The sequence below is a fragment of the Massilia sp. FBCC-B171 genome, from assembly GCF_059134155.1.
In genome coordinates this window covers 1,053,622-1,073,130 of record NZ_CP101443.1, presented here as the reverse complement: position 1 = coordinate 1,073,130, position 19,509 = coordinate 1,053,622, and the positions used below count along the sequence as shown (strand labels likewise).

The 19,509-nt window shown below is 63.9% G+C and carries 19 protein-coding genes; 5 read left to right on the top strand and 14 right to left on the bottom strand.

The window, feature by feature from the left end:
• Window position 1: 1 nt before the first annotated feature.
• The 5 genes from NMB41_RS04780 to NMB41_RS04760 form a co-directional block, all read right to left on the bottom strand.
• Complete coding sequence (locus NMB41_RS04780; RefSeq protein ID WP_494381339.1) at window positions 2–1,273, bottom strand: hybrid sensor histidine kinase/response regulator; 1,272 nt, start codon at window positions 1,271–1,273, stop codon at window positions 2–4.
• A gap of 183 nt (window positions 1,274–1,456) precedes the next feature.
• Window positions 1,457–1,711: an ATP-binding protein gene (locus NMB41_RS04775; protein WP_494381338.1), complete on the bottom strand. Its 255-nt coding sequence runs from the start codon at window positions 1,709–1,711 to the stop codon at window positions 1,457–1,459.
• Entirely contained in the window at window positions 1,651–2,370 is a 720-nt protein-coding gene (locus NMB41_RS04770) for a sensor histidine kinase (RefSeq protein ID WP_494381337.1), read from the bottom strand. Before NMB41_RS04770 ends, NMB41_RS04775 begins: the two co-directional genes overlap by 61 nt.
• A 46-nt stretch (window positions 2,371–2,416) precedes the next feature.
• A complete protein-coding gene (locus NMB41_RS04765; RefSeq protein WP_494381336.1) occupies window positions 2,417–2,803 on the bottom strand; it encodes a response regulator in 387 nt (128 codons plus the stop codon).
• 69 nt (window positions 2,804–2,872) lie between these two features.
• On the bottom strand, window positions 2,873–3,271 hold the full coding sequence (locus NMB41_RS04760) for a collagen-like triple helix repeat-containing protein (RefSeq protein ID WP_494381335.1): 399 nt from the start codon (window positions 3,269–3,271) through the stop codon (window positions 2,873–2,875).
• Between the two features lie 348 nt (window positions 3,272–3,619).
• On the opposite strand from NMB41_RS04760, the gene NMB41_RS04755 reads away from it, so the two are divergent.
• From NMB41_RS04755 to NMB41_RS04745, 3 genes are all read left to right on the top strand, one after another.
• On the top strand, window positions 3,620–4,468 hold the full coding sequence (locus tag NMB41_RS04755) for a DUF3494 domain-containing protein (protein ID WP_494381334.1): 849 nt from the start codon (window positions 3,620–3,622) through the stop codon (window positions 4,466–4,468).
• Window positions 4,469–4,663: 195 nt separating this feature from the next.
• Entirely contained in the window at window positions 4,664–4,798 is a 135-nt protein-coding gene (locus tag NMB41_RS04750; protein WP_494381333.1) for a hypothetical protein, read from the top strand.
• 117 nt (window positions 4,799–4,915) lie between these two features.
• Window positions 4,916–6,568, top strand: coding sequence for a long-chain fatty acid--CoA ligase (locus NMB41_RS04745; protein WP_494381332.1), 1,653 nt, complete (start codon window positions 4,916–4,918; stop codon window positions 6,566–6,568).
• A gap of 33 nt (window positions 6,569–6,601) precedes the next feature.
• Here NMB41_RS04745 and NMB41_RS04740 read toward each other — a convergent pair whose 3' ends face one another.
• Window positions 6,602–7,927 (bottom strand): IS4 family transposase, encoded by a 1,326-nt coding sequence (locus NMB41_RS04740; RefSeq protein ID WP_494381331.1) that lies wholly within the window; start codon window positions 7,925–7,927, stop codon window positions 6,602–6,604.
• A gap of 126 nt (window positions 7,928–8,053) precedes the next feature.
• Window positions 8,054–8,725 carry a hypothetical protein gene (locus NMB41_RS04735; RefSeq protein WP_494381330.1) on the bottom strand — a complete coding sequence of 224 codons (672 nt, stop codon included), beginning with the start codon at window positions 8,723–8,725 and terminating at the stop codon, window positions 8,054–8,056.
• A 174-nt stretch (window positions 8,726–8,899) separates the two neighbouring features.
• On the opposite strand from NMB41_RS04735, the gene NMB41_RS04730 reads away from it, so the two are divergent.
• The gene (locus NMB41_RS04730) at window positions 8,900–9,880 is read left to right on the top strand and encodes a helix-turn-helix transcriptional regulator (protein WP_494381329.1); all 981 of its coding nucleotides are present in this window, start codon (window positions 8,900–8,902) and stop codon (window positions 9,878–9,880) included.
• Window positions 9,881–9,925: 45 nt separating this feature from the next.
• Here the strand turns inward: NMB41_RS04730 and NMB41_RS04725 are convergent, their stop codons facing one another.
• From NMB41_RS04725 to NMB41_RS04695, 7 genes are all read right to left on the bottom strand, one after another.
• Entirely contained in the window at window positions 9,926–11,614 is a 1,689-nt protein-coding gene (locus NMB41_RS04725; protein WP_494381328.1) for a response regulator, read from the bottom strand.
• On the bottom strand, window positions 11,604–13,049 hold the full coding sequence (locus NMB41_RS04720) for an ATPase domain-containing protein (protein ID WP_494381327.1): 1,446 nt from the start codon (window positions 13,047–13,049) through the stop codon (window positions 11,604–11,606). Before NMB41_RS04720 ends, NMB41_RS04725 begins: the two co-directional genes overlap by 11 nt.
• A gap of 210 nt (window positions 13,050–13,259) precedes the next feature.
• Window positions 13,260–13,952: an NnrU family protein gene (locus NMB41_RS04715; protein ID WP_494381326.1), complete on the bottom strand. Its 693-nt coding sequence runs from the start codon at window positions 13,950–13,952 to the stop codon at window positions 13,260–13,262.
• Window positions 13,953–14,034: 82 nt separating this feature from the next.
• Window positions 14,035–14,940, bottom strand: a complete 906-nt coding sequence (locus NMB41_RS04710) for an ion transporter (RefSeq protein WP_494381325.1) — start codon at window positions 14,938–14,940, stop codon at window positions 14,035–14,037.
• 231 nt (window positions 14,941–15,171) lie between these two features.
• Complete coding sequence (gene glk / locus NMB41_RS04705; RefSeq protein ID WP_494381324.1) at window positions 15,172–17,025, bottom strand: glucokinase; 1,854 nt, start codon at window positions 17,023–17,025, stop codon at window positions 15,172–15,174.
• A gap of 82 nt (window positions 17,026–17,107) precedes the next feature.
• On the bottom strand, window positions 17,108–18,073 hold the full coding sequence (locus tag NMB41_RS04700) for a TerC family protein (RefSeq protein WP_494381323.1): 966 nt from the start codon (window positions 18,071–18,073) through the stop codon (window positions 17,108–17,110).
• On the bottom strand, window positions 18,074–18,487 hold the full coding sequence (locus tag NMB41_RS04695; protein ID WP_494381322.1) for an HPF/RaiA family ribosome-associated protein: 414 nt from the start codon (window positions 18,485–18,487) through the stop codon (window positions 18,074–18,076). It abuts the gene before it with no gap.
• Window positions 18,488–18,611: 124 nt separating this feature from the next.
• Here NMB41_RS04695 and NMB41_RS04690 point away from each other — a divergent pair, with 124 nt between their 5' ends.
• Window positions 18,612–19,505 carry a LysR family transcriptional regulator gene (locus NMB41_RS04690; protein WP_494381321.1) on the top strand — a complete coding sequence of 298 codons (894 nt, stop codon included), beginning with the start codon at window positions 18,612–18,614 and terminating at the stop codon, window positions 19,503–19,505.
• Window positions 19,506–19,509: the final 4 nt, after the last annotated feature.

The window sequence follows — 19,509 nt, the reverse complement described above, 5'->3', positions numbered from 1 at the left end:
CTTAAACTGCGTTGCCGGCGATGAGCTGATACAGGAGCGCAAGATCGACCGGTTTGGTCAGGTAGTGATCGAAACCCGCGGCACGCGCCAGGTCGCGCTGCCGGCTGTCGGTATAGCCGGACATTGCGATCACGACGGGCGCCGCGCCCGGGTGCGACGCCTTGATGGCAGCGGCGACCTCGAGACCGCTGAGGCCGGGCAGGCCGAGATCGCATACCACGACATCGAATTGGCCATCGAGTGCAAGGCGCAAGCCATCGGCGCCGTGGAAGCTGCTGGTGACCTGATGGCCTTGCATCGACAGCAGTATTGCCATGATCTCGTTCGCATCGATATTGTCTTCGATGATGAGTATGTTTCGCATCGCAGCGGCCTGCGTGGCAGGCGACTGCAGCGGCGGGGCCGGAGCCGGCGCCAATGGCAAGCTGATCGTGAAACTGCTGCCGGTACCGGCACCGTCGCTTTTCACGGTGACGCTTCCGCCATGCATGCGAACGATGGTCTGCACCAGCGCGAGGCCGAGCCCCAGGCCGCCGAGCGCGCGTTCGAGGGTGCGCTGACCCTGGGTAAACAAGTCGAAGATAAAAGGTTGCAGCGCAAGGGGAATGCCGGCGCCATTGTCGCTGACGGTGATGTGGATCATCTCGTCCCGGCAAACGGCCGCGACGCCAATGCGCGCCTGCGTGGGCGTGAACTGGCTCGCATTGATCAGCAGGTTGGACACGGCCTGCGCCAACCGGATCAGGTCTCCGGTAAGCGCGATGTCTTGGTCAGGCAGGTCAATCGCCAGCGTTTGCTGGCGCAACTGCAGGTCCGGACGACTCGTTTCGAGCGCCGCATCGATCACGCCGCGCAGGGACACCGTGGCCAGCTGCAGGATGATCTTCCCACTTGCCACGCGCGATGCGTCGAGCAGATCGTCGAGCAAGCGCGAGATGTGGCCCATCTGCCGTTCCAGCACACCATGGGCCTGGGCGACGGCCGGATTGATCCTGGCGGTAGGCGCCAGCATCCGGATGGCCATCGCCATCGATTGCAGCGGATTGCGTAATTCATGCGACAGCATCGAGACGAACTCGGTACGGGGCGCCATACCGTTCTCGTCCATGTCGGGGACCGGCATCACACTGTTGGCGCCGCGTTTTATTTCTTCCAGCAAGTTGACGACGGTCGCGCGCAGATGAACCAGCTCGGTCTCATCGCGGGCATGCCGCTCGTCCGAGGACAATGGAAGCGGCGCTGCCGCGAACTGGGGATCAAGGCTATCAGGCATGGCGAAGTCCATTAACAAGTACTTTACGCCCTGCCTTTCCAAGAGGAAATAGACACGTACGCCAGCTAAGTTGCTGCCTACAGGAAGAGCGTACCTTACTCCCTATTCGGCTTGCAAAGGAGTAAATAACACGCGCCTCACCGTATGAGCTGACTTGCAACACCTCGTGCCGATCGCCGGCTATTAATCGCCGGTCCTGCGGTTCGGCATCAGCCGTGGAAAACGTGCAGAAAACACGACGCCGTCCTCCTCGCTCGAGGCCACGCACACCCGGCCTTCGTGGGCGGCGACGATTTGCTTGACCACGTAAAGACCGAGGCCGAGGTTCTGCACGCGGGATGCGACACGCTCGCTTGCAGGACGAATCGCAAAACGCTTCACCGGGTCGAACAGGGTACGCAGCTTGGCCGGCGGGATGACATCGGCTTCGTTTCGCACCTCGTAGACCACTTCATCCTCAAGGCCGCGGATGGCGCCTTGATCACTGTGTCGGGCTTGCCGTGCTGGACGGCGTTGGAAATCAGGTTCGAAAACGCCTGGGCCATCCGTTGTTCGTCCCATGCCCCGGTCGCATCGCCCTCGGTTGCCAGCTCGATCTGACGGTCCGGATGGAAGGTCCTGGCTTCTTCGACCACCCTGTAGGCTATCTCGGCCAGATCGACCGTCGCAGGATCGACCGGAATACCGTCGCCCAGGTGGGTCGTCGAAAAGTCCAGCAGGTCGCGCACGATCGCCTCCATGCGTTTCGCGCTGTTGAAGATGCGCAGTCCCACTTTCAGCGCCTTCGATGGCAAGCTCTGGTCCTGCAGCAGTACCTGGGCCCCCATGCTGATCGCGCCGAGGGGCGTGCGGACGTCATGGCCGAGAATCGCGAGAAACAGGTTCTGGGCTTCGCGCAGCATTTTCGCGTAGCGCGCCATCGATTCCGTCTGGGCCTGGTCGATCGCCTCGTTGAAGCGCACCATGTCCTCGATGTCCTCAGGCGTCGTGATCGTCACCTGGCCGGCCCACAGGCGCAGGACGCTCGAACGCAACGCCCGGTACTCGGCCATGACCTGCTCGCCCGTGAAGCCAGCGTCAAGGCGAAATCTTCCCATTCCTGCAGGATGCACTCGAGGTTGGAAAGAATAAATACCGATAACTTCATTGATGCCCTTCTTTTACAAGTTCGGTGCCGGCGCAGTCCTGCAGCAGTTTGCGCACTTCCAGCAATAAATCTTCTGCCATGAACGGTTTCCTCAGAAACGCGTCATAACTCGGTCCGCCGGCAACCCGGCATTGCAGGGAGCCGCTCATCAACATGATCGGGAACCGCTCGCTGGCGGGCCTGCCCTTCAGTTGCTGGCTCAACTCGAGCCCACCCATTCCCGGCATGTAGCAATCGGAGATGAGGAGCTCGGGCTTGCGCTCGGCGATGCGCGCCAGGGCGGCAGCCGCGCTCAACACCACGCTGACGTCATAGCCGTGGGACTCCAGCATCATTGAACAGTTCTCTGCAAGATCCGAATCGTCGTCCACTATTAAAATCATTTTTCTCTCCTCGTGTGTGCCATTTTTTTATTGTTACTGCCGGCTGGCGGCATTGCCGCCAGCCCGGTATCAGCGTTGTGGCAGCACGACGACGGTGTCGCCGGTACGGCCCTTGTCGCCTTTTTCACCGTCGTAGCCAGTCGCGCCGGTGGCACCGGCTTCGCCCTTCGCGCCGTCGTAGCCGGTAGCGCCTGCTTCGCCCTTGGCGCCGTCATAGCCCTGGGCGCCGGTGTCGCCCGTTGCACCGGCCGTGCCTTTTGCGCCGGTATCACCCACAGCACCAGTCGCACCGGTGGCACCGGTTGCGCCGGCTTGCGCCTCGGCACCCGTGGCGCCGGTGGCACCGGTCGCTCCAGGAGCGCCTGCAGGGCCGGCGATGACTTGCACCACTGGAGGCGGCGCGTCCTTCTGGCAGGCGGACAGGGTGAAGGTGGCAGCCAGGGCGAGCAAGATCAGGGAATGTTTCATGATGAATCCTTTAGTGGGGAGATGCGCCGCTTCAGGCTGGACGGCTCGACGGCGTCGGGCAGGCGTTCCGCGTGGCGGGTGAGGGAGAATGAGGCCGATGGGCGCCGCCGGGGTCGGATTCGACGCGGCAGGACGGAAGCGGAATGTGAACTCATCATGCTCTGCTTTTTGCAAACGTTCCGTTCGGAACCGAACACTGGGCAGTTTGCGGGCAATATCGCTGAGCAAGCGTCGTGCGATGCCAAGGCGGTGTTAATATAATTTTATTAATGCAGCACTCTTCAGATGTCGTCTCGGCCACATGTGGCGGATTGCACATTCAACCGAACCACTGTCTGGAGAGACGACATGCACACCATCAAACTGGCCTTTCCGCTGCTACTGGCACTGACTGGCGCCTGCGCGCATGCCGGCGTCATCCCCGTCCTTGGCGCGGCACAGCAAGTGGCGGTACTCGGCGGCGAGTCGGTCACGAATACCGGCACGACCACCCTGCACGGCGACCTGAGCGTTGCATCGGGCACGGCGGTCACCGGCGCGAACGGGATCCGCTTCGCCGAGGGCGGTGCGATCCATGAGGGCGACGCCCTGGCCGGTCAAGCCCAATCCGATGCGCAAGCCGCCTATAACCGCCTTGCAGCCATGGGTGCAGGCACCGACCTGACTGGCCGGGATCTCGGCACACTCGGCATCCTGTCGTCGGGCGTCTACCGCTTCGCCTCGTCCGCGGCGCTCACCGGCGCCCTCACGATCGATTTCGCCAACGATCCGAACGGGGTCATCGTTTTCCAGATCGGCAGCACCCTGGGCACTGCGGCGGGCTCGATGGTGAACGTCATCAATGGCACCAGCAGCAATGGCATCTACTTCCTGGTCGGCAGCTCGGCCACGCTGGGCGCCGCGTCCACCTTCGCCGGAAACATCCTGGCCCTGGACAACGTGAGTTTCGGCGCGGCGGCCAGCATCGGCTGCGGCCGCGCGCTCGCGGCGACCGTCACGATGGACGGCAATACCGTTTCCAACGACTGCAATGCCTGGTCACCATCGGGGTTCGGCAGCGACTATGGCAGCGCCGGGTACAGCGGTTTCGGCGTCGCTGCCGTGCCGCCCGGCGAGGTGCCGGAGCCGGCGACGCTCGCCCTGTTCGGGCTCGGCCTGTGCGCCGCAGCCTCGCTGCGCCCGCGGCGCCGCACGTGACCGGCACCGCAATACAACAAGGTTTACATTCTCTTATCGCTATGCGCGGTTCCGAACGGAGCCGCGCCGCTGGACGGGCGATAGTGTGTTACGGAAGCCGGCGCTGAGAACCTAAGCGCCCTTCCCGCCTCCCCTGCGCGCATGACTCCATGCGACACCCCAAGGGGATGGACACAAGAAGAAGAAAGTACCGATATGAGCAGCCTCCTCCACAGCTACACAAAAATCTCCGCCTGTTCCGCCGACTTGATCAATTCCCTCTCGTCGCCTGCCGCGGCACTCGCCGGCAAGTTCCTCAGCCTGATGTGGACAGTCCAGATGCAGGGCTGATCGGAACAAGCGGGCGCATTCAAATCCAACAATACAAATTTCTGTATTATTGAACGCGCCACCTTCCAATTAGAGAAGCGGGCCACCCTGCAGACATAATTGAGGAGACACCGCACCATGTCCGAACGCCCTGCCGATTTCTGGCCGCGTGCCTTGCCGCGCCACTTGACCGTCCCCGAAACCAACCTGTTCTTCAACCTGCACGTGTCGGCGGCGCGCTACCCCGACAAGCCGGCCATCATCTTCTACGACACGCCGCTCACCTACGCCGCCCTCATGAACGAGGTCGAACTGGTGGCGGGCTACCTGCAGGCCGAATGCGGCGTGCAGCGCGGCGACCGCGTGCTGCTCTACATGCAGAACAGCCCCCAGTTCATCATCGCCTACTACGCGATCCTGCGCGCGAATGCCGTCGTCGTGCCGGTCAACCCGATGAACCTGACCGAGGAACTGCGCCACTACGTCAGCGACACCGGCGCCTCGACCATCTTCCTGCCCCAGGATTTATACGCGCAAGTAGCGCCCCTGGCCGGCCCCGGCTTGCGCCACCTGCTGGTGGCGGCCTACTCCGACCACCTCGCGCAGGCCACCGACCTGCACGTCCCCGACGTCATCGCCGCGCCACGCCGCGCCATCGAGGGCGAAGGCGTGACGCTGTGGAGCGCCATGCTGGCGCGCGGATGCCGCCCCGGCGCCCTCACGGCCGGCCCTGGCGACCTGTGCGCCATGCCCTACACCTCCGGCACCACCGGCCTGCCCAAAGGCTGCATGCACACCCACCGCAGCGTGATGTACAACGCGGTGGCCGGCGTGCAGTGGTTCGGGTCGCAGCAGGATTCCATTGCGCTGAGCGTGCTGCCGCTGTTTCACGTGACCGGCATGCAGGGCGGGATGAACGGGCCGATCTTCCTCGGCGCGACCATCGTGCTGATGGCGCGCTGGGACCGCGACACGGCGGCCGAATGCATCCGGCGCCACCGCGCCAACGCCACCCAGCTCATCTCCACGATGGTGATCGACCTGCTGTCGAGCCCCCGCATCGACCAGTACGACCTGTCGAGCATCACCCGCCTCTCCGGCGGCGGCGCGGCCATGCCCGACGCCATCGCGCAAAAGATGCACGACCTGCTCGGCATCGATTACGTCGAGGGCTACGGCATGTCGGAAACGATCGCGCCAACCCACGTGAACCCGCCCCAGCGCACCAAGAAGCAGTGCCTCGGCATTCCGATCCAGGACGTCGACGCGCGCGTGGTCGACGCCGACCTGCGCCCCCTGGGCATGGGCGAAGTGGGCGAGATCGTCGTGCACGGACCGCAGGTGATGCTCGGCTACTGGAACAACCCGCAGGCTACTGCGGACACATTTGTCCAGATCGACGGCAAGCGTTTCCTGCGTACCGGCGACATCGGCAAGGTCGACGAAGACGGCTATTTCTTCATGGTCGACCGCCTCAAACGCATGATCAATGCCTCGGGCTACAAGGTGTGGCCGGCGGAAGTGGAAGCGCTGATGTACCGCCATCCGGCGATCCGCGAGGTATGCGTCGTGTCCAGCCAGGACGCGCGCCGCGGCGAGACCGTGAAAGCCGTCGTCGCACTCAAGGACGGCTTTGCGGGCAAGGTCAGCGAGGGCGACATCGTCGACTGGGCGCACCAGAACATGGCCGCCTACAAAAGCCCGCGCATCGTGGAGTTTCGCGAGGCCTTGCCGAAGTCGGCGACCGGGAAGGTGCAGTGGCGGGCCTTGCAGGACAGTCAGGCGGGCTAAGAAAAAGCGGGCCACAGCCCTAATGCCGTTCAGTTAAGGTAGTTTTTTCACCTTACGTACAGCATAGCGCTTCGGCGTTGCCTTGATGGCCCGGTCGCATTTGCGACCGGGCCGTTCGTCTTTTAGAAGGCTAACCAGCCTTTCACGCAAGTGCTTCATCAATGCAGGTAACTTCCCATAGGACCTCGTCACGCCAGCCCAATGCAGTTCAAACTGGATTAGGTGGAAGGCGCGGATGAAACTGACCTCGGTTGGCTCGCACTTGACCGCCAGCGCAGCCTTGGCGATTTCAAGGCGGATGAGGTTGTAGGCGATCAGCGTGCCCCAGATTTCCTGGTAGACACCGTCCACGGTTTTCGACCGCAAGGTCAGCGCCATGCCCAGCATTGTCTGCTTAAGTTCTCGATAGCTGGTCTCGATTCCCCAGCGCTTGTCGTACAAGGCGGCGATGTCGGCCGGCTTGTAACGCTGACGGTCGCGCAGTGAAGTGAGCAAGACGCGTTTGCGCGCCTGGGCGTCGACAACAGTGATGGCGCGCGCTTCCCAGAATTCCGGCAGCTCCGGAGATTTCTTCCTTGCTTGCGGCGATACGCGCATGCGCACTACTTCATCGTTGTCGCTGCCATCGACCACTTCCCATTTGGTATTGGACTTGGCCGGGATAAGGAAATGCCGCTCAGCGCCACTGCCAGTCAGGCTGCACAAAATCTCGGCCGACAGGAAGCCCCGGTCGAAGACGGTAAGCGATTGTTCCGGAATCGCTTCGATCAGCTGCTTCGCGTAAAGCATTTCGTTGGTCGAATAAGGACCGAACGCGGCGCTGTACACCAAGTGTGTCGTCAGCGCAGTGAGCGTGACCCCGCGAACTTGCGGATAGCTCGCGACCGTGCCGCCGACATAGCCCTGTGCACCGAAATGCTCCCGGTTCTTCTCTGTATCGTGGGTACGCAAGGTTGTGCCGTCCATCGCGAACAGCTGCAGCCCCTTGAATAGATAGGCGCGCTTGTCTTGCGCCACCCAATTTCTGGCTGAATGATCGAACAGCCACTTCAACGGCTCGGCCCCGACACGCTGGCGCGCCTGCGCCGCTGCACTCTTGCTCACGAACGGCGTCTGCTCGCTCGGTATCGCCAGGCCGAGATCGTCGAGCACCTCGCCGATCGACTTGTGACGGTAGAGCGCCAGCGCCACCATTAGCGAAACCACCTGCTCGGCAGGCAGCCGTCGATGGCGGATACTGAGTGCATCCGTGCTCGCAAGGGCCTGCTCGATCCATTCAAAAGGAAGATGATCTCCCAGCCTTGCCCAATCGGGAGCTTCTAGGTGATTTGCGAGAAAATGTAGGGTATCGTCGAACATGGCGACGAAGGTTAACAGCGATTCGTCGCGTTTACAACGACGAAAAAAAATGCCGCTCAGTCTTAACTGAACGGCATTAGGGCCACAGCCCGCTTTTTCAATTGCGGGGTCGGCCCGCTTACCTCATCAGAAGCGGTAGCTGACGCCCACGCGAATGACCGGATAGACCTTGAAATCGCTCACTTCGTCGGCCAGCCTGACATTTTCGGCGGCCACGTCGCGCGCCAGCCGGGCGCAGTCGGCGGCCGCGGCGCGGCAACCGGTCGAGGCCAGCATGGTCTTGGGCGAACCCTGGAAGGCCACGCCCAGGTCGAGGCCGACGCCCCAGCCGGTTTGCTTCAAAACGTTGCCCCAGCCGATGCCCAGGTAAGGCGCGGCCTTGCGAAAGTCGATCTTGCCCGACAGTGCGCCGACTTCGGCTGCCGTGTAGGTGTTTCCGTTGATGTCGTAGGTGCCCGCGGCATTCGGCTTGGCACGCGCTTCGATCTTGTTGCCGTTGTAGACCGCGCCGCCGCTGATGCGGAAACCGCTGTCGAAGGGGTGGTAGTCCAGCAGCAGGTCGGCCGTGGCCAGCTTGAGCTTGAAGTCGTATTCGACGTCGGAGGTATTGCCGTCGTACGAATAGCTGGCGAAGTTGACGCCGAAACGTGCATTCAATTGCGCTGCGAGCGGTGTGGTGCCGTGCAGGCCGAGGCCCGTGGTGCCGAGGTCGACCGAGGTGCCGATGTCGGCGGCGCTTGCGCCGTTGGCGGCGGCAAGGCCTGCGAAGAAGAGGGAAACAAGGGTTGTCGTTTTCATTGTTATTTCCGGGAGTGTCCCGCGTGTTGGTGTGGCCACAGTATTGAACGCCATCCGCACAGGGTCCATAGGTCAGATGTCCCAAGGACGAAACCAGAAGTTGCATTTGATATTGAATTACTTATAATTCCCCGGCGGTATTGCAGCCCTACTCACTTCTCTTTGCCAGGCGCGATGGACACCTTCAGCAAGCTGATACTCGACATGTACGACATCGCGCAAGCGACGATGCCCGCCGCATGCAACGACGAGATCATGCGCCGCTTCAAACGGGACCTGTCCTTTGAAGCGGCGATGATCGGCGACATCCGCATCTTCGGAAACCGCCTGGTGCCAACCGGCGTCTACCTGAACAATATGTCGTCGGAGCGCATCACCGACCGCCAAAGCACGCTGGGCGAAGAGATCATGCTGGTCGACGGCACCGTCAAAAGCCGCGACCCGGCCTTGTGCGCGACCTTCCGCCGCCGCGGCCAGAGCGTCGCAACCGACATCGCGCGCACGATCGACGACCCCAAGGTGCTGGCTTACTGCCGCAAGTACGAGACCGCCCATTCGCTGACTTACCTGTCCGACCGGCTGGTGCAGGGCCGGCTGACCGCCGTCTCGTTTTGGCGCGCGCAGCGGCGCCAGGCATTCCAGGGCGAAGCCGAAGGCCTGGCCAACCTCACCTTGCCGCACCTGATCCAGGCGCGCCAGGTCAACGAGCGGCTGAGCACCAAGCCGGCGCAGCACGCCACCGTCACCCTTCTCAGTTCGCTCGCGGGGCGGCTGTATTTTGCGGTGGACGAGGCGATCGCCTTGATGCAGGAAGAGTGGCCCGAGTGGAGTCCGCCCTACTTGCCCGGTCCCCTGATGGCCGCCTTCAGGAGCCGCTCCGGCATGGACTACCCGGGCCGGCGCGTGCACCTGCGCGCCCGGATCGAGCAGGACGTGCTGATCCTGTCGCTGACTCGCCGCACCATGTCGGCGCAGGGACTGACGCCGGCCGAAATGCGCTGCGCGACCATGGCCATGGAGGGACTGCAAACGAAGGAAATCGCCGGCCGCCTGGGCCTGTCGCCCAGCACCGTGCGCAACCAGCTCAGCAGCGTGTACCGCAAGCTCAATGTGAAGAACAAGACCAGCCTGGCGCGCGCGCTCGATGCGCGCTGACCGGGTTCAGGTCAGCCCGCGCCAGCAGCCAGCCGCAGCGCCTGTTCAAGCGCCAGGATCCTGTCGTCCCAGCGCAAGCGCGATGGCGTTGATCAGCGCGCTCAGTGTGTAGGGTTTGCGAAGGAACTGGATCTGCAGTGTTTGCAGCCGTCCCGGATCGACCATGTAGCCGCTGGTCAGCACGACGGGCAGGCGCGGATGGTGGGTGGCGAGCCAGCTCACCAGGCCGATCCCGTCCAGCCTGCCCGGCATCATCACATCCGACAGGACCAGGTCGACCGCACTGAAGTCGGCCTGCACGGCCGCATCGGCGCTGTCGACGAGCGTGATGTCGGCGTCGAGCACGGCGAGCAAGGACGACATCGTGTCGGCCACCACCGGATCGTCTTCCACGCACAGGATACGCACGCCCGCGAGCGAACTGGGCGGCGCTTCCGCAGGCGCGGCCAGCGCCACCGGGGCGTCGCCGAGGCCGCGCGGCAGCAGCATGCCAACCGTGGTGCCGCGCTGCTCGCGCCGGATGAAGGCCATGCCCTCGCTCTGGCTGGCGAAGCCATGTACCTGCGACAGGCCCAGGCCGGTGCCCTTGCCCACCGATTTGGTCGTAAAGAAAGGTTCAAAGGCCTGGTGCGCCGTCTTTTCGGACATCCCCTCGCCATCGTCGGTGACGGTAATGCAGACGTACTCGCCCGCCAGGTCGCCGGCCTCCGGCCAGGCGGCATCGGGCAGGCCAGTATTGCGTGCGGCCAGAACCAACTGCCCTCCGCCGGGCATCGCATCGCGCGCATTGCCTGCCATGTTCAGCAGCGCGGCATCGAGCTGGGCCGGATCGACCGCGACCGGCCACAGGTCGTGTGGCAGGTGCAGGTCCAGGTGCACGGATGCGCCGACCGCATCGTCCAGCAGTTCGGCGGTCGCATGCAGATACAGGTGCAGGTCGAGGGCGACGTTGTTGAGCGGCTGGCGCCGTGCGTACGCCAGCAATTGCTGGGTCAATGCGGCGCCGTGTCCGGACGCGCGGCGGATGCTGTCGAGCGAGCGCTCGAGACGCGGGTTCGGCTCTTTCGCCAGCAGCATGCGCAGCAGTGCTTCGGAACCGGAGATCACTTGCAGGATGTTGTTGAAGTCGTGCGCCACACCGCCCGTCAGGCGGCCCAGGGACTCGAGACGGCGCGCCTCGGCCAGGGCCCGTTCCACCCGGCGCCGCTCGCTCACTTCACGTTCGAGCGAACGCGTGCGATCCTCGACGGCCGCTTCCAGCTCGCTGGCATGCCGCTCCAGCGCGCGCCACTGTGCGCGGATGGCGAACTGCAGGCGGCGCGTGCGCAAGGCCGAGCGGATCGACATCAAGAGTACTTCGCGCGAGGTCGGACGTTCGATCAGGGTGATGTTGCCGATGCGCGCCAGGCGCGCGAAGCGGTTACTGTCGACCTGTGCGCCGGCGCGGCCCGCGAGGGTGAGCACGGGCAGATCCGACCACGCCGGCTGGCGCCGCAAGCTCGCGTCGAGGCCGTCGACGGCGCAGCGGTCCAGCCCCTCCTCGGTGACGATCGCGCACCAGGCGGTCTCGTTCAGGCTGGCATAGAAAGCGGCGGCGTCGCCGCAGGTGTAAACAGCCACGCCTTCGGCTTCGAGCAACAGGCGCAAGGCCGCCTCGTCGCCCGCGACCGGGGCGAAGACGACGGCGAGGGCGGCGCTGGCGGCCGGATTGCCGTAGTCGTCCTCAAAATTCAAGAGAGCTCACTCCTTCCTCGTCCAAGGGTACCCGGACGCGTTCGCCGATCTCGACGCCGGCATCGGTCAGGTGCAGCTCGCGCACATCGTGCTCGTGACGGCCATGGCGGCGCTTCAGGACGCAGATGGCCTTGCACACGACGTTGTCGTGCTCGTAATAGCGCAGCGAGATGATGTTGTCGGTGATGATGCTGAGCGCGTCCGGCTCCTTCGAGGTGTCGAGGCGTGCCGAATGGGCGCCGACGATGATCGAGGTCACGTTCATGTTGCTGAGGTACGAGAACAGCTCGTTCATCTGCAGCAGCAGGGATTTTTCTTCGCGGATGACGTCGAGATAGGAATTGATGCAGTCGATGATGATCAGGCGCGCGCCCTGGTCTTCGACGATGCGGCGCACGTTCCAGATGAATTCGCCCGGCGAAATGCGCGACGGATTGACGCGCCGCAGGTGGAAGCGGCGCTGCTCGTCCGGGGCGCCCTCTTCATGCATGTGTCCGATCACGCGCGAGCGCAGCATCACTTCCGATTCATCGAAGGTGAAGTAGCCGACGTGGTAGCCGCTTTCGACGACGGACAAGGCGTATTGCAGGGCCAGCGTCGATTTGCCGACGCCGGACGGTCCCAGCAGCATGGTCGAACTGCCCGCCATCAGGGGCCCGCCGACCAGGCGGTCGAGGCTGTCGACCTTGCTCAGGATATCGAAACCACCTTCGTCGCGCTTGTGCTCTTGCGCGATCAGGCTAGGGAAAACCAGGATCTCGCTTTTCTTGATCGCGTAATCGTGCCAGCCGCTCTGAAAGTCGCCGCCGCGCAGCTTGACCACGCGCAGGCGCCGGCGCGCCGCCCCGAAACTGCGCTCGAGCTGCTCGAGCGTCACCACGCCATGCACCGCGCTTTGCAATTCGTATTCGCGGCCGTCCGCGGTGAGGTCGTCGAGCAGGATCACGGTGGTCTTGAATTGCGACAGGCGCTGGCGCAGGTCGATGATCTGGCGCCGGTAATGGGCGCTGTCGCGTGCCAGCAGCCGCACCTCCACCATCGAATCGATCACGACCCGGTCCGCCCCGCTGGCCGCGATCCTGTCTGCTATGCGGCCCACCAGTGCCGACAGTTCGGTGTCGGTCGGCAGCAGGATGGTCTGCGAGGAACTCGCCTCGGGAGACACCGGCATGATTTCCTCGATGACGATCCCGTCCAGGCTCCAGCCATGGCTCGACACCGTCGCCTGCAGTTCTTCCTTGCTTTCCGAGAGCGTCAGGTACAGGCAGTCATGCCCGATCGAGGCGCCGTGGATGAGGTAACGCAGGCCCAGCGTCGTCTTGCCGGTGCCGGGCCGGCCTTCGATCAGGTGCACACGCTGGCGGATCAAGCCACCCCGCAGGACGGCATCGAGTTCGGGGATGCCCGTGGGGATTCGTTCGATATAGGGCTCCATGGCCGCCTTCTCCAAAATTTAATGTCGCTGCCGCGCCGGTTCGACGCCTGTGCAGCGATTATAAATTATGCAAATAACATCGTTATTCACACAAAAACAATGGAGTGCAGCAACTTCATGACAGTCAAGGGGGGCTTCGCGGGCAAGGTCAGGAAGCTGACGCCGTCGACCGGGCGCACCAGCACATGGCCCGCTAGAATCGCCCGCGCATCAGGCCAGCCAGCGCCAGATGCCTGCCGCCCAGCCGGCCAAGGGAATATGCGCCCAGGTGGCCAGCAGCCAGACCACGATGCCGCCGCCGATGGCATGCCCGCCGAAGCCGCCCAAATGCGCCCGCCTCTGGGCGATGGCCGCGAACGGCCAGTAACTGGTCCGGCTCTCCCAGGCTATCCAGCCCTGCGGATCCTGCGCCGCCTTCTTGCGGTCCTGTAGCGCCGCCCCGACCAAGGCCAACACGATGATGGCGCTGGCCAGGATGATGTTTTTCTCGACCGGATACACCAGGATGTGGCAGGCGCCCCAGATCGCGAAGGCCCACATCATCGGGTGGCGCGTGATGCCATAGACCCCGCGCGCCTCGGCCTTCGCAGCACTCGCCGCGGCGCCCGGCAACGCCGGATTGCGCACGAAGGAGCCCAGCAACAGGATGGAAGCAACCAGCATGGCAACGGTCGCGAAGGCCCATAGCCCGTCGCCCACTTGCCACAGCGGCGGCGTCGCCGGCGCCTTTTGGTAGGCCCGGATCATGAGGCCGAACGTGATCAGGGCAACTGCGGAGTACAGCCCAAGAAAGCCCTTCTCTCCCATGGCGTTGACCAGCGGCCGGCGCAAGGGGTGGGACAGCAGGAAGTGGGACAGCACGAACGCGCCGGCTGCCGCCAGCACCATCATCGAACCAGACATATCGGGTCACCTTTCGCCAGTTATTCATGTTTATGTGCTTGTATTGCAACACAAGCCCCTGCCACCCTGCCAATATTCCGGCCTAGTCCGGTGCAGTTCCGGACGAATCAGCGTGCGCCGGCAAGGCGGCGCCGCAATCCTTGCAGTAGCGCGCACCCGCATCGTGGCCGCCGCTGCCGCATTCCGGGCAGGCGAGCGGCGGACGCGTGCCGCCGCGGCGGTCATTCCGGCGCGCCGTCATTTCGGCCGTCACGATACCGGTCGGCACCGCCAGGATCCCCCAACCCAGCAGCATCATGAACGATGCAATCCCTTTGCCGAGCGCGGTCTGCGGCGTAATGTCGCCATAGCCGACGGTCGTCATGGTGACGATGGCCCAGTACATCGCGGTCGGAATACTCGTATAGCCATGTTGCGGCCCTTCGACCACGTACATCACGGTTCCCAGGATGAGCACCGCCATCAGCACGACCGACAGGAAGACCATGATCTTGCGCCGGCTTGCGGCCAGCGCCTCGCCCAGCCGCGTATATTCCTCGATGTACAGCGTGAGCTTGAAAATCCTGAATACGCGCAGCAGGCGCAGGATACGGATGTCGAGCAGCGCCTCGCTACCGGGCACCAGCAGCGAAATATAGGTCGGAAGGACCGACAGCAGGTCGATCAGGCCATAGAAGCTGAACGCATAGCGAAGCGGTTGCCGTACGGTCGCCAGCCGCGCCGCGTATTCGACCGTGAACAACAGCGTAAAGAACCACTCCAGAGCGTACATCAGGTCGGCATGCGACCGGCCGATGGCCGGCACGCTGTCGAGCACGACGACCAGGATGCTGAGCAAAATTGCCCCGACCAGGGCGATGTCGAATGCACGCCCGGCCACCGTATCGATGCCGAAGATGACTTCATGGACGCGCGCGCGCCATCCTCCGGCGGGGCCGCCGTGCTCACCGGGATGGAACGGGTCGTGCTGGCGAACTGGCTTTTTCATGGGAGGCTGAACACTATCACGAGCGGCCACATCCGAGCCGCCGGTACCGACCCTGGGGCTGGCCGCAGTTCGCCGATCATGCGCGGCATGGCGGCGATGGAACGGCCAGGGTCAGGTCTGACATTCGGACACAAGCTCAACAATATTCAGGTACCTATGCGTGTAACCGAAAACTACTAAAGGCTGAGGTCGTGTCCGAAAGTCAGACCTGACCCCAGCTCTGCAGTGTGGCTAACTATCCAGGTGGGAAATAAGCAGCTTCCTCGCCTCGATATCCCCATCCTGCTCTGCCTGCGCGCCGAGCGAAATCCCGACCGCCATGATGTCGATCAGGAGCAGCTGCAGGATGCGCGAAATCATCGACAGGAAGGTGGTGCTGTCCTCGGCGTGATCGACCGCGAGGCAGACGTCGGCCTTCTTGCCCAGTGCCGACTTGCTGCTGGTGATCGCAATCACGCTGGCGCCGGCGCGGCGCGCGGCGTCCACCGCCGACAGCAGTTCGGGCGCCTGCCCTGCCGTCGAAATCGCGATCACGACATCGTTCGGTTTCAGCAGTTCGGCGGCCAGCTGGAACAGGTGGGCGTCGCCGTGGGCGGTGGTCGGAATGCGGAAGCGGAAGAATTTGTGCTGGCCGTCGAGCGCGACGACGCGCGCATTGCCCATCGCGTAGAACTCGACCTTGTTGGCGTTCTTCAGCATGGCGATGGCGCGGTCGATCGCGTGCACGTCGAGCCCGTCGCGGAATTTCAGGATCGCGGACACCGTGTTGTCGATCACCTTGGCCGACAGGTCGTGGGTGCTGTCGCTCATGCGCACCTGGCTGTGGCGCACGGGGATCGAGCCGGTCAGGCTGCCGGCGAACTTGAGCTTGAATTCGGCCAGGCCCTGGAAACCGAGCGAGCGGCAGAAGCGGATCACGGTCGGCTGGCTGACGTCGGCCAGGCGCGCGATCTCGGCGATCGGCTCGGACAGCACCTTGCGCGGGTGCTCGAGCACCAGCGTGGCGACGCGCTGTTCGGCCGGCGACAGCTCGTGCTGCAGGTGCTGCACGCGCTCCATCAGGGTGTTGGCGCCGCTGCGGCCGCGCAGGTGTTCGGACAAGATGGTCGACACGCCGCGCAGGGCCGGGTTCGGCGTCATGATCACATAGGTCGGGATCTGGGCCAGGTAGTCGGTGAAGCGCCCTTTCGCTTCGAAGCGGGCGCGGAACGGCGAGGTGGCGAACCACTGCGCGATGCGCGGCACGATGCCGCCGCCAATAAAAATGCCGCCAAAGGCGCCCAGCGTCACTGCGAGATTTGCCGCTGCGCCGCCCAGCATGCCGGCGAAGCATTCGAGCACTTCCAGGCAGAGCGCATCGTGGTCCTCGAGCGCGCAGGCGACGATCTCGGCGGCCGTGCGCGCCGGTGCGTCGACGCCATTGCGTTCGGCCAGTGCGCGGTAGACCAGTTCCATGCCGGGGCCGGACAGGATGCGTTCGTTCGACACGTGCGGCCACTCGCGCCAGGCGTACTGCAGGATCGCGAACTCGCGCTCGTCGCCCGGCGCGAAGTTCACGTGCCCGCCTTCGCTGCCCAGCGTGACGAAACCGTCGGCCGTTGGAATCACCCCCGAGACGCCGAGGCCGGTGCCGGCGCCGAGCACGCCCGCCACCGCATGCGGCGCCGGCTTGCCGCTGCCGATCTGCAGCACGTCGTTCGGGCCGAGACCCGGCAGCGCCATCGCAAGCGCCGTGAAGTCATTGACGACCACCAGCGTCGACCAGCCCATCGCGCGGCGCACTTCGTCGGTCGAGAATTGCCAGTCGCGGTTGGTCATGCGCACCAGGTCGCCGCTGACCGGATTGGCCATGGCGAAGGCCGCATGCGTGATGCGCTCGCCTTTCTGCTCGGCCAGGTAGGTGTTCAGGAGCGGCACGATGCCGCTGTAGTCGTCGCAGCGCAGCACCGCCGTCTGGCGGAACACGCCGGGCGCCGTTTCGAGCGTGAAGCGGGCGTGGGTGGCGCCGATGTCGGCCAGCAGGCGCGGGCCATCGGCGTAGGAGGCACGGCTGGATTTTTGTTCGGTGTCTGGTTCAGTGATCATCGCTGCTACGGCCGGGATAGGTCTGGAGGCGCTCAGGATAGCATTGTTTGAATGCCATGAGACGCCCCCCGACCTACCTGCCTTACTTGCCGCCGTCCTTCTGCTTGATGAACAGGCTCGCAATACAGCTACCGGCGATCAGCACGGCCACCACCGTCAGCGAAGCCTGCACCGGCACGTGGTACCAGGGCATGATCAGCATCTTGGTACCGATGAAGGTCAGCACCATCGCCAGGCCATACTTGAGCAAGTGGAAGCGGTCGGCGACATCCACCAGCAAGAAGTACAGCGCACGCAAGCCCAGGATCGCAAACATGTTCGACGTGAAGACGATGAACGGATCGGTCGTGATGGCGAAAATAGCCGGGATCGAATCCACCGCGAACACCAGGTCGGTCACCTCGATCAGGATCAGGACCAGGAACAGCGTCGTCACATAACGCGTCCCGCCTTTCGTGACGAAGAACTTCTCGCCATGGTCGCCTTCGGCCACCTTCAAGTGCCGGCGTGCGAAACGCAGCACCGGGTTGTTGGCCACGTCCGGCTCCTGGTCGACGGCGACGAGCATGCGGATACCGGTGAACAGCAGGAAGGCGCCGAACAGGTAGAGCACCCAGCTGAATTCACTGACGACCCACGCGCCTGCGCTGATCATGACGGCGCGCATGACAATCGCTCCGAGCACGCCGTAGATCAGGACCCGGCGCTGGTATTGCTGGGGAACCTGGAACGCGGTGAAGATCAGCAGGAAGACGAATACGTTGTCGACCGAGAGCGCCTTTTCGATCAGGTAGCCCGAGAAGAACTCGAGCGCTTTCTGGTCGGCGATCTCCGCACCGACCGTCCCGTTCAGGTACCACCACAGGCCGCCGTTGAACAGCAGCGCCAGGCTGACCCACACCAGGGACCAGATGCCGGCCTCCTTGACGCTGACCTTGTGCGCCTTGTTGCCCCCGAAGACGAACAGGTCGAGGGCCAGCATGACCAGCACGAAGCCGACGAAGCCGGCCCACATCGGGCCGCTTGCAATGCTTTCAAGACCGTTCATTTAACGCTCCTTCAAGTCGTCACTGGCCGCCGGCATGTCGGCTTCGATCAGTTCAGGCAGCTCGCTCATGGCCATCTGCGCCTGCTGGGCCGGGGCACGGGTGCGCACGAAATGGCGCGTGCGCTCGACCTTCTTTACCACTGCCCGGTCGGCACGGTCGACCGCGCGGTCGATGGCAGCGTACATGTTGGCATCGACGTCGTCGATGATCACTTCCCGTCCGCCGCCAAGCTGCACCTGGATCCGGCAGCGCTTGTCGACGCCGCCGCGCGGGCCGTTGATGTCGGACAGCGACACCGCCAGTTTGCGCATGTGGTGCCGCGCCCAGCCCAGTGCGGTGGCCAGGCGCTGCTCGGTATAGGCGCGCAAGGCGGTGGTCATCTGAAAGCCATTGGTCTGGATGGTCATCTGCATGGTGATTCTCCTGTTGGGGTGAAACACTACTATAAAAGCGCACGATACATCGAACAAATCGAATATATTGTCGGGTAACATCGGTTTTTTCGATGTATTACGGGAAGCTTAAAAGGGGGATTCTGTGCTCAACTACAAGCACCTGCGTTACTTCTGGGTGGTCGCGAAGACCGGCAGCATTGCCAAGGCCGCATCGCAGCTGCATCTGACGCCGCACTCGATTTCGGGGCAGTTGTCCGAGTTTGCCCAGTCGCTCGGGGTCGAACTGTTCCGCCGCGTCGGACGCAAGCTCGAATTGACCGAGACCGGCCGCCGGATCATGCATTATGCCGACGACATCTTCGCCACGGGCGACGCCTTGCTCGAACTGGTGCGCGACGAGACCTTCACCACGACGACGCCGTTTCGCGTCGGTTGCGCCGACTCGGTGTCCAAGCTGATTGCCTGCCGTTTGGTCGAACCCGCCCTCAAGCTGGCGCAACCGCTGCGGCTCATCTGCCGCGAAGGCCGGCTCGACAGTTTGCTGGCGGAGCTGGCCATCCACCGCCTCGATCTGGTGATTGCCGACCGGCCGCTGCCGCCGCATTTCAGCCTTCGTGCCTACAACCATTTGCTGGGGGAAAGCCCGATGATGGCGTTCGCGACGGCCGCGCTGGCCGCGCAGCTCGGCGACGACTTTCCGGTCTGCCTGCACAATGCGCCGATGCTGCTGCCGGGCGAAGATTTCGCGGTCTACCAGCGCCTGATCGGCTGGCTGGCACGCATCAAGGTGCATCCGCGCGTGGTGGGAGAATTTGACGACAGCGCCATGATGCAGACCTTCGGCCAGTCGGGCGCCGGCGTGTTCTTCGCACCAGCGGCCATCGCGTCCCAGGTCTGCGCGCAATACCAGGTGGTGGCGCTGGGACAGGCCGACGCGGTTACCGAACAAGTCTATGCGATCACCACCGAGCGCCGCATGAGCCACCCGGCCACCGTGGCCATCAGCGCGATGGCGCGCGACAAGCTGTTTGCCTGATGCC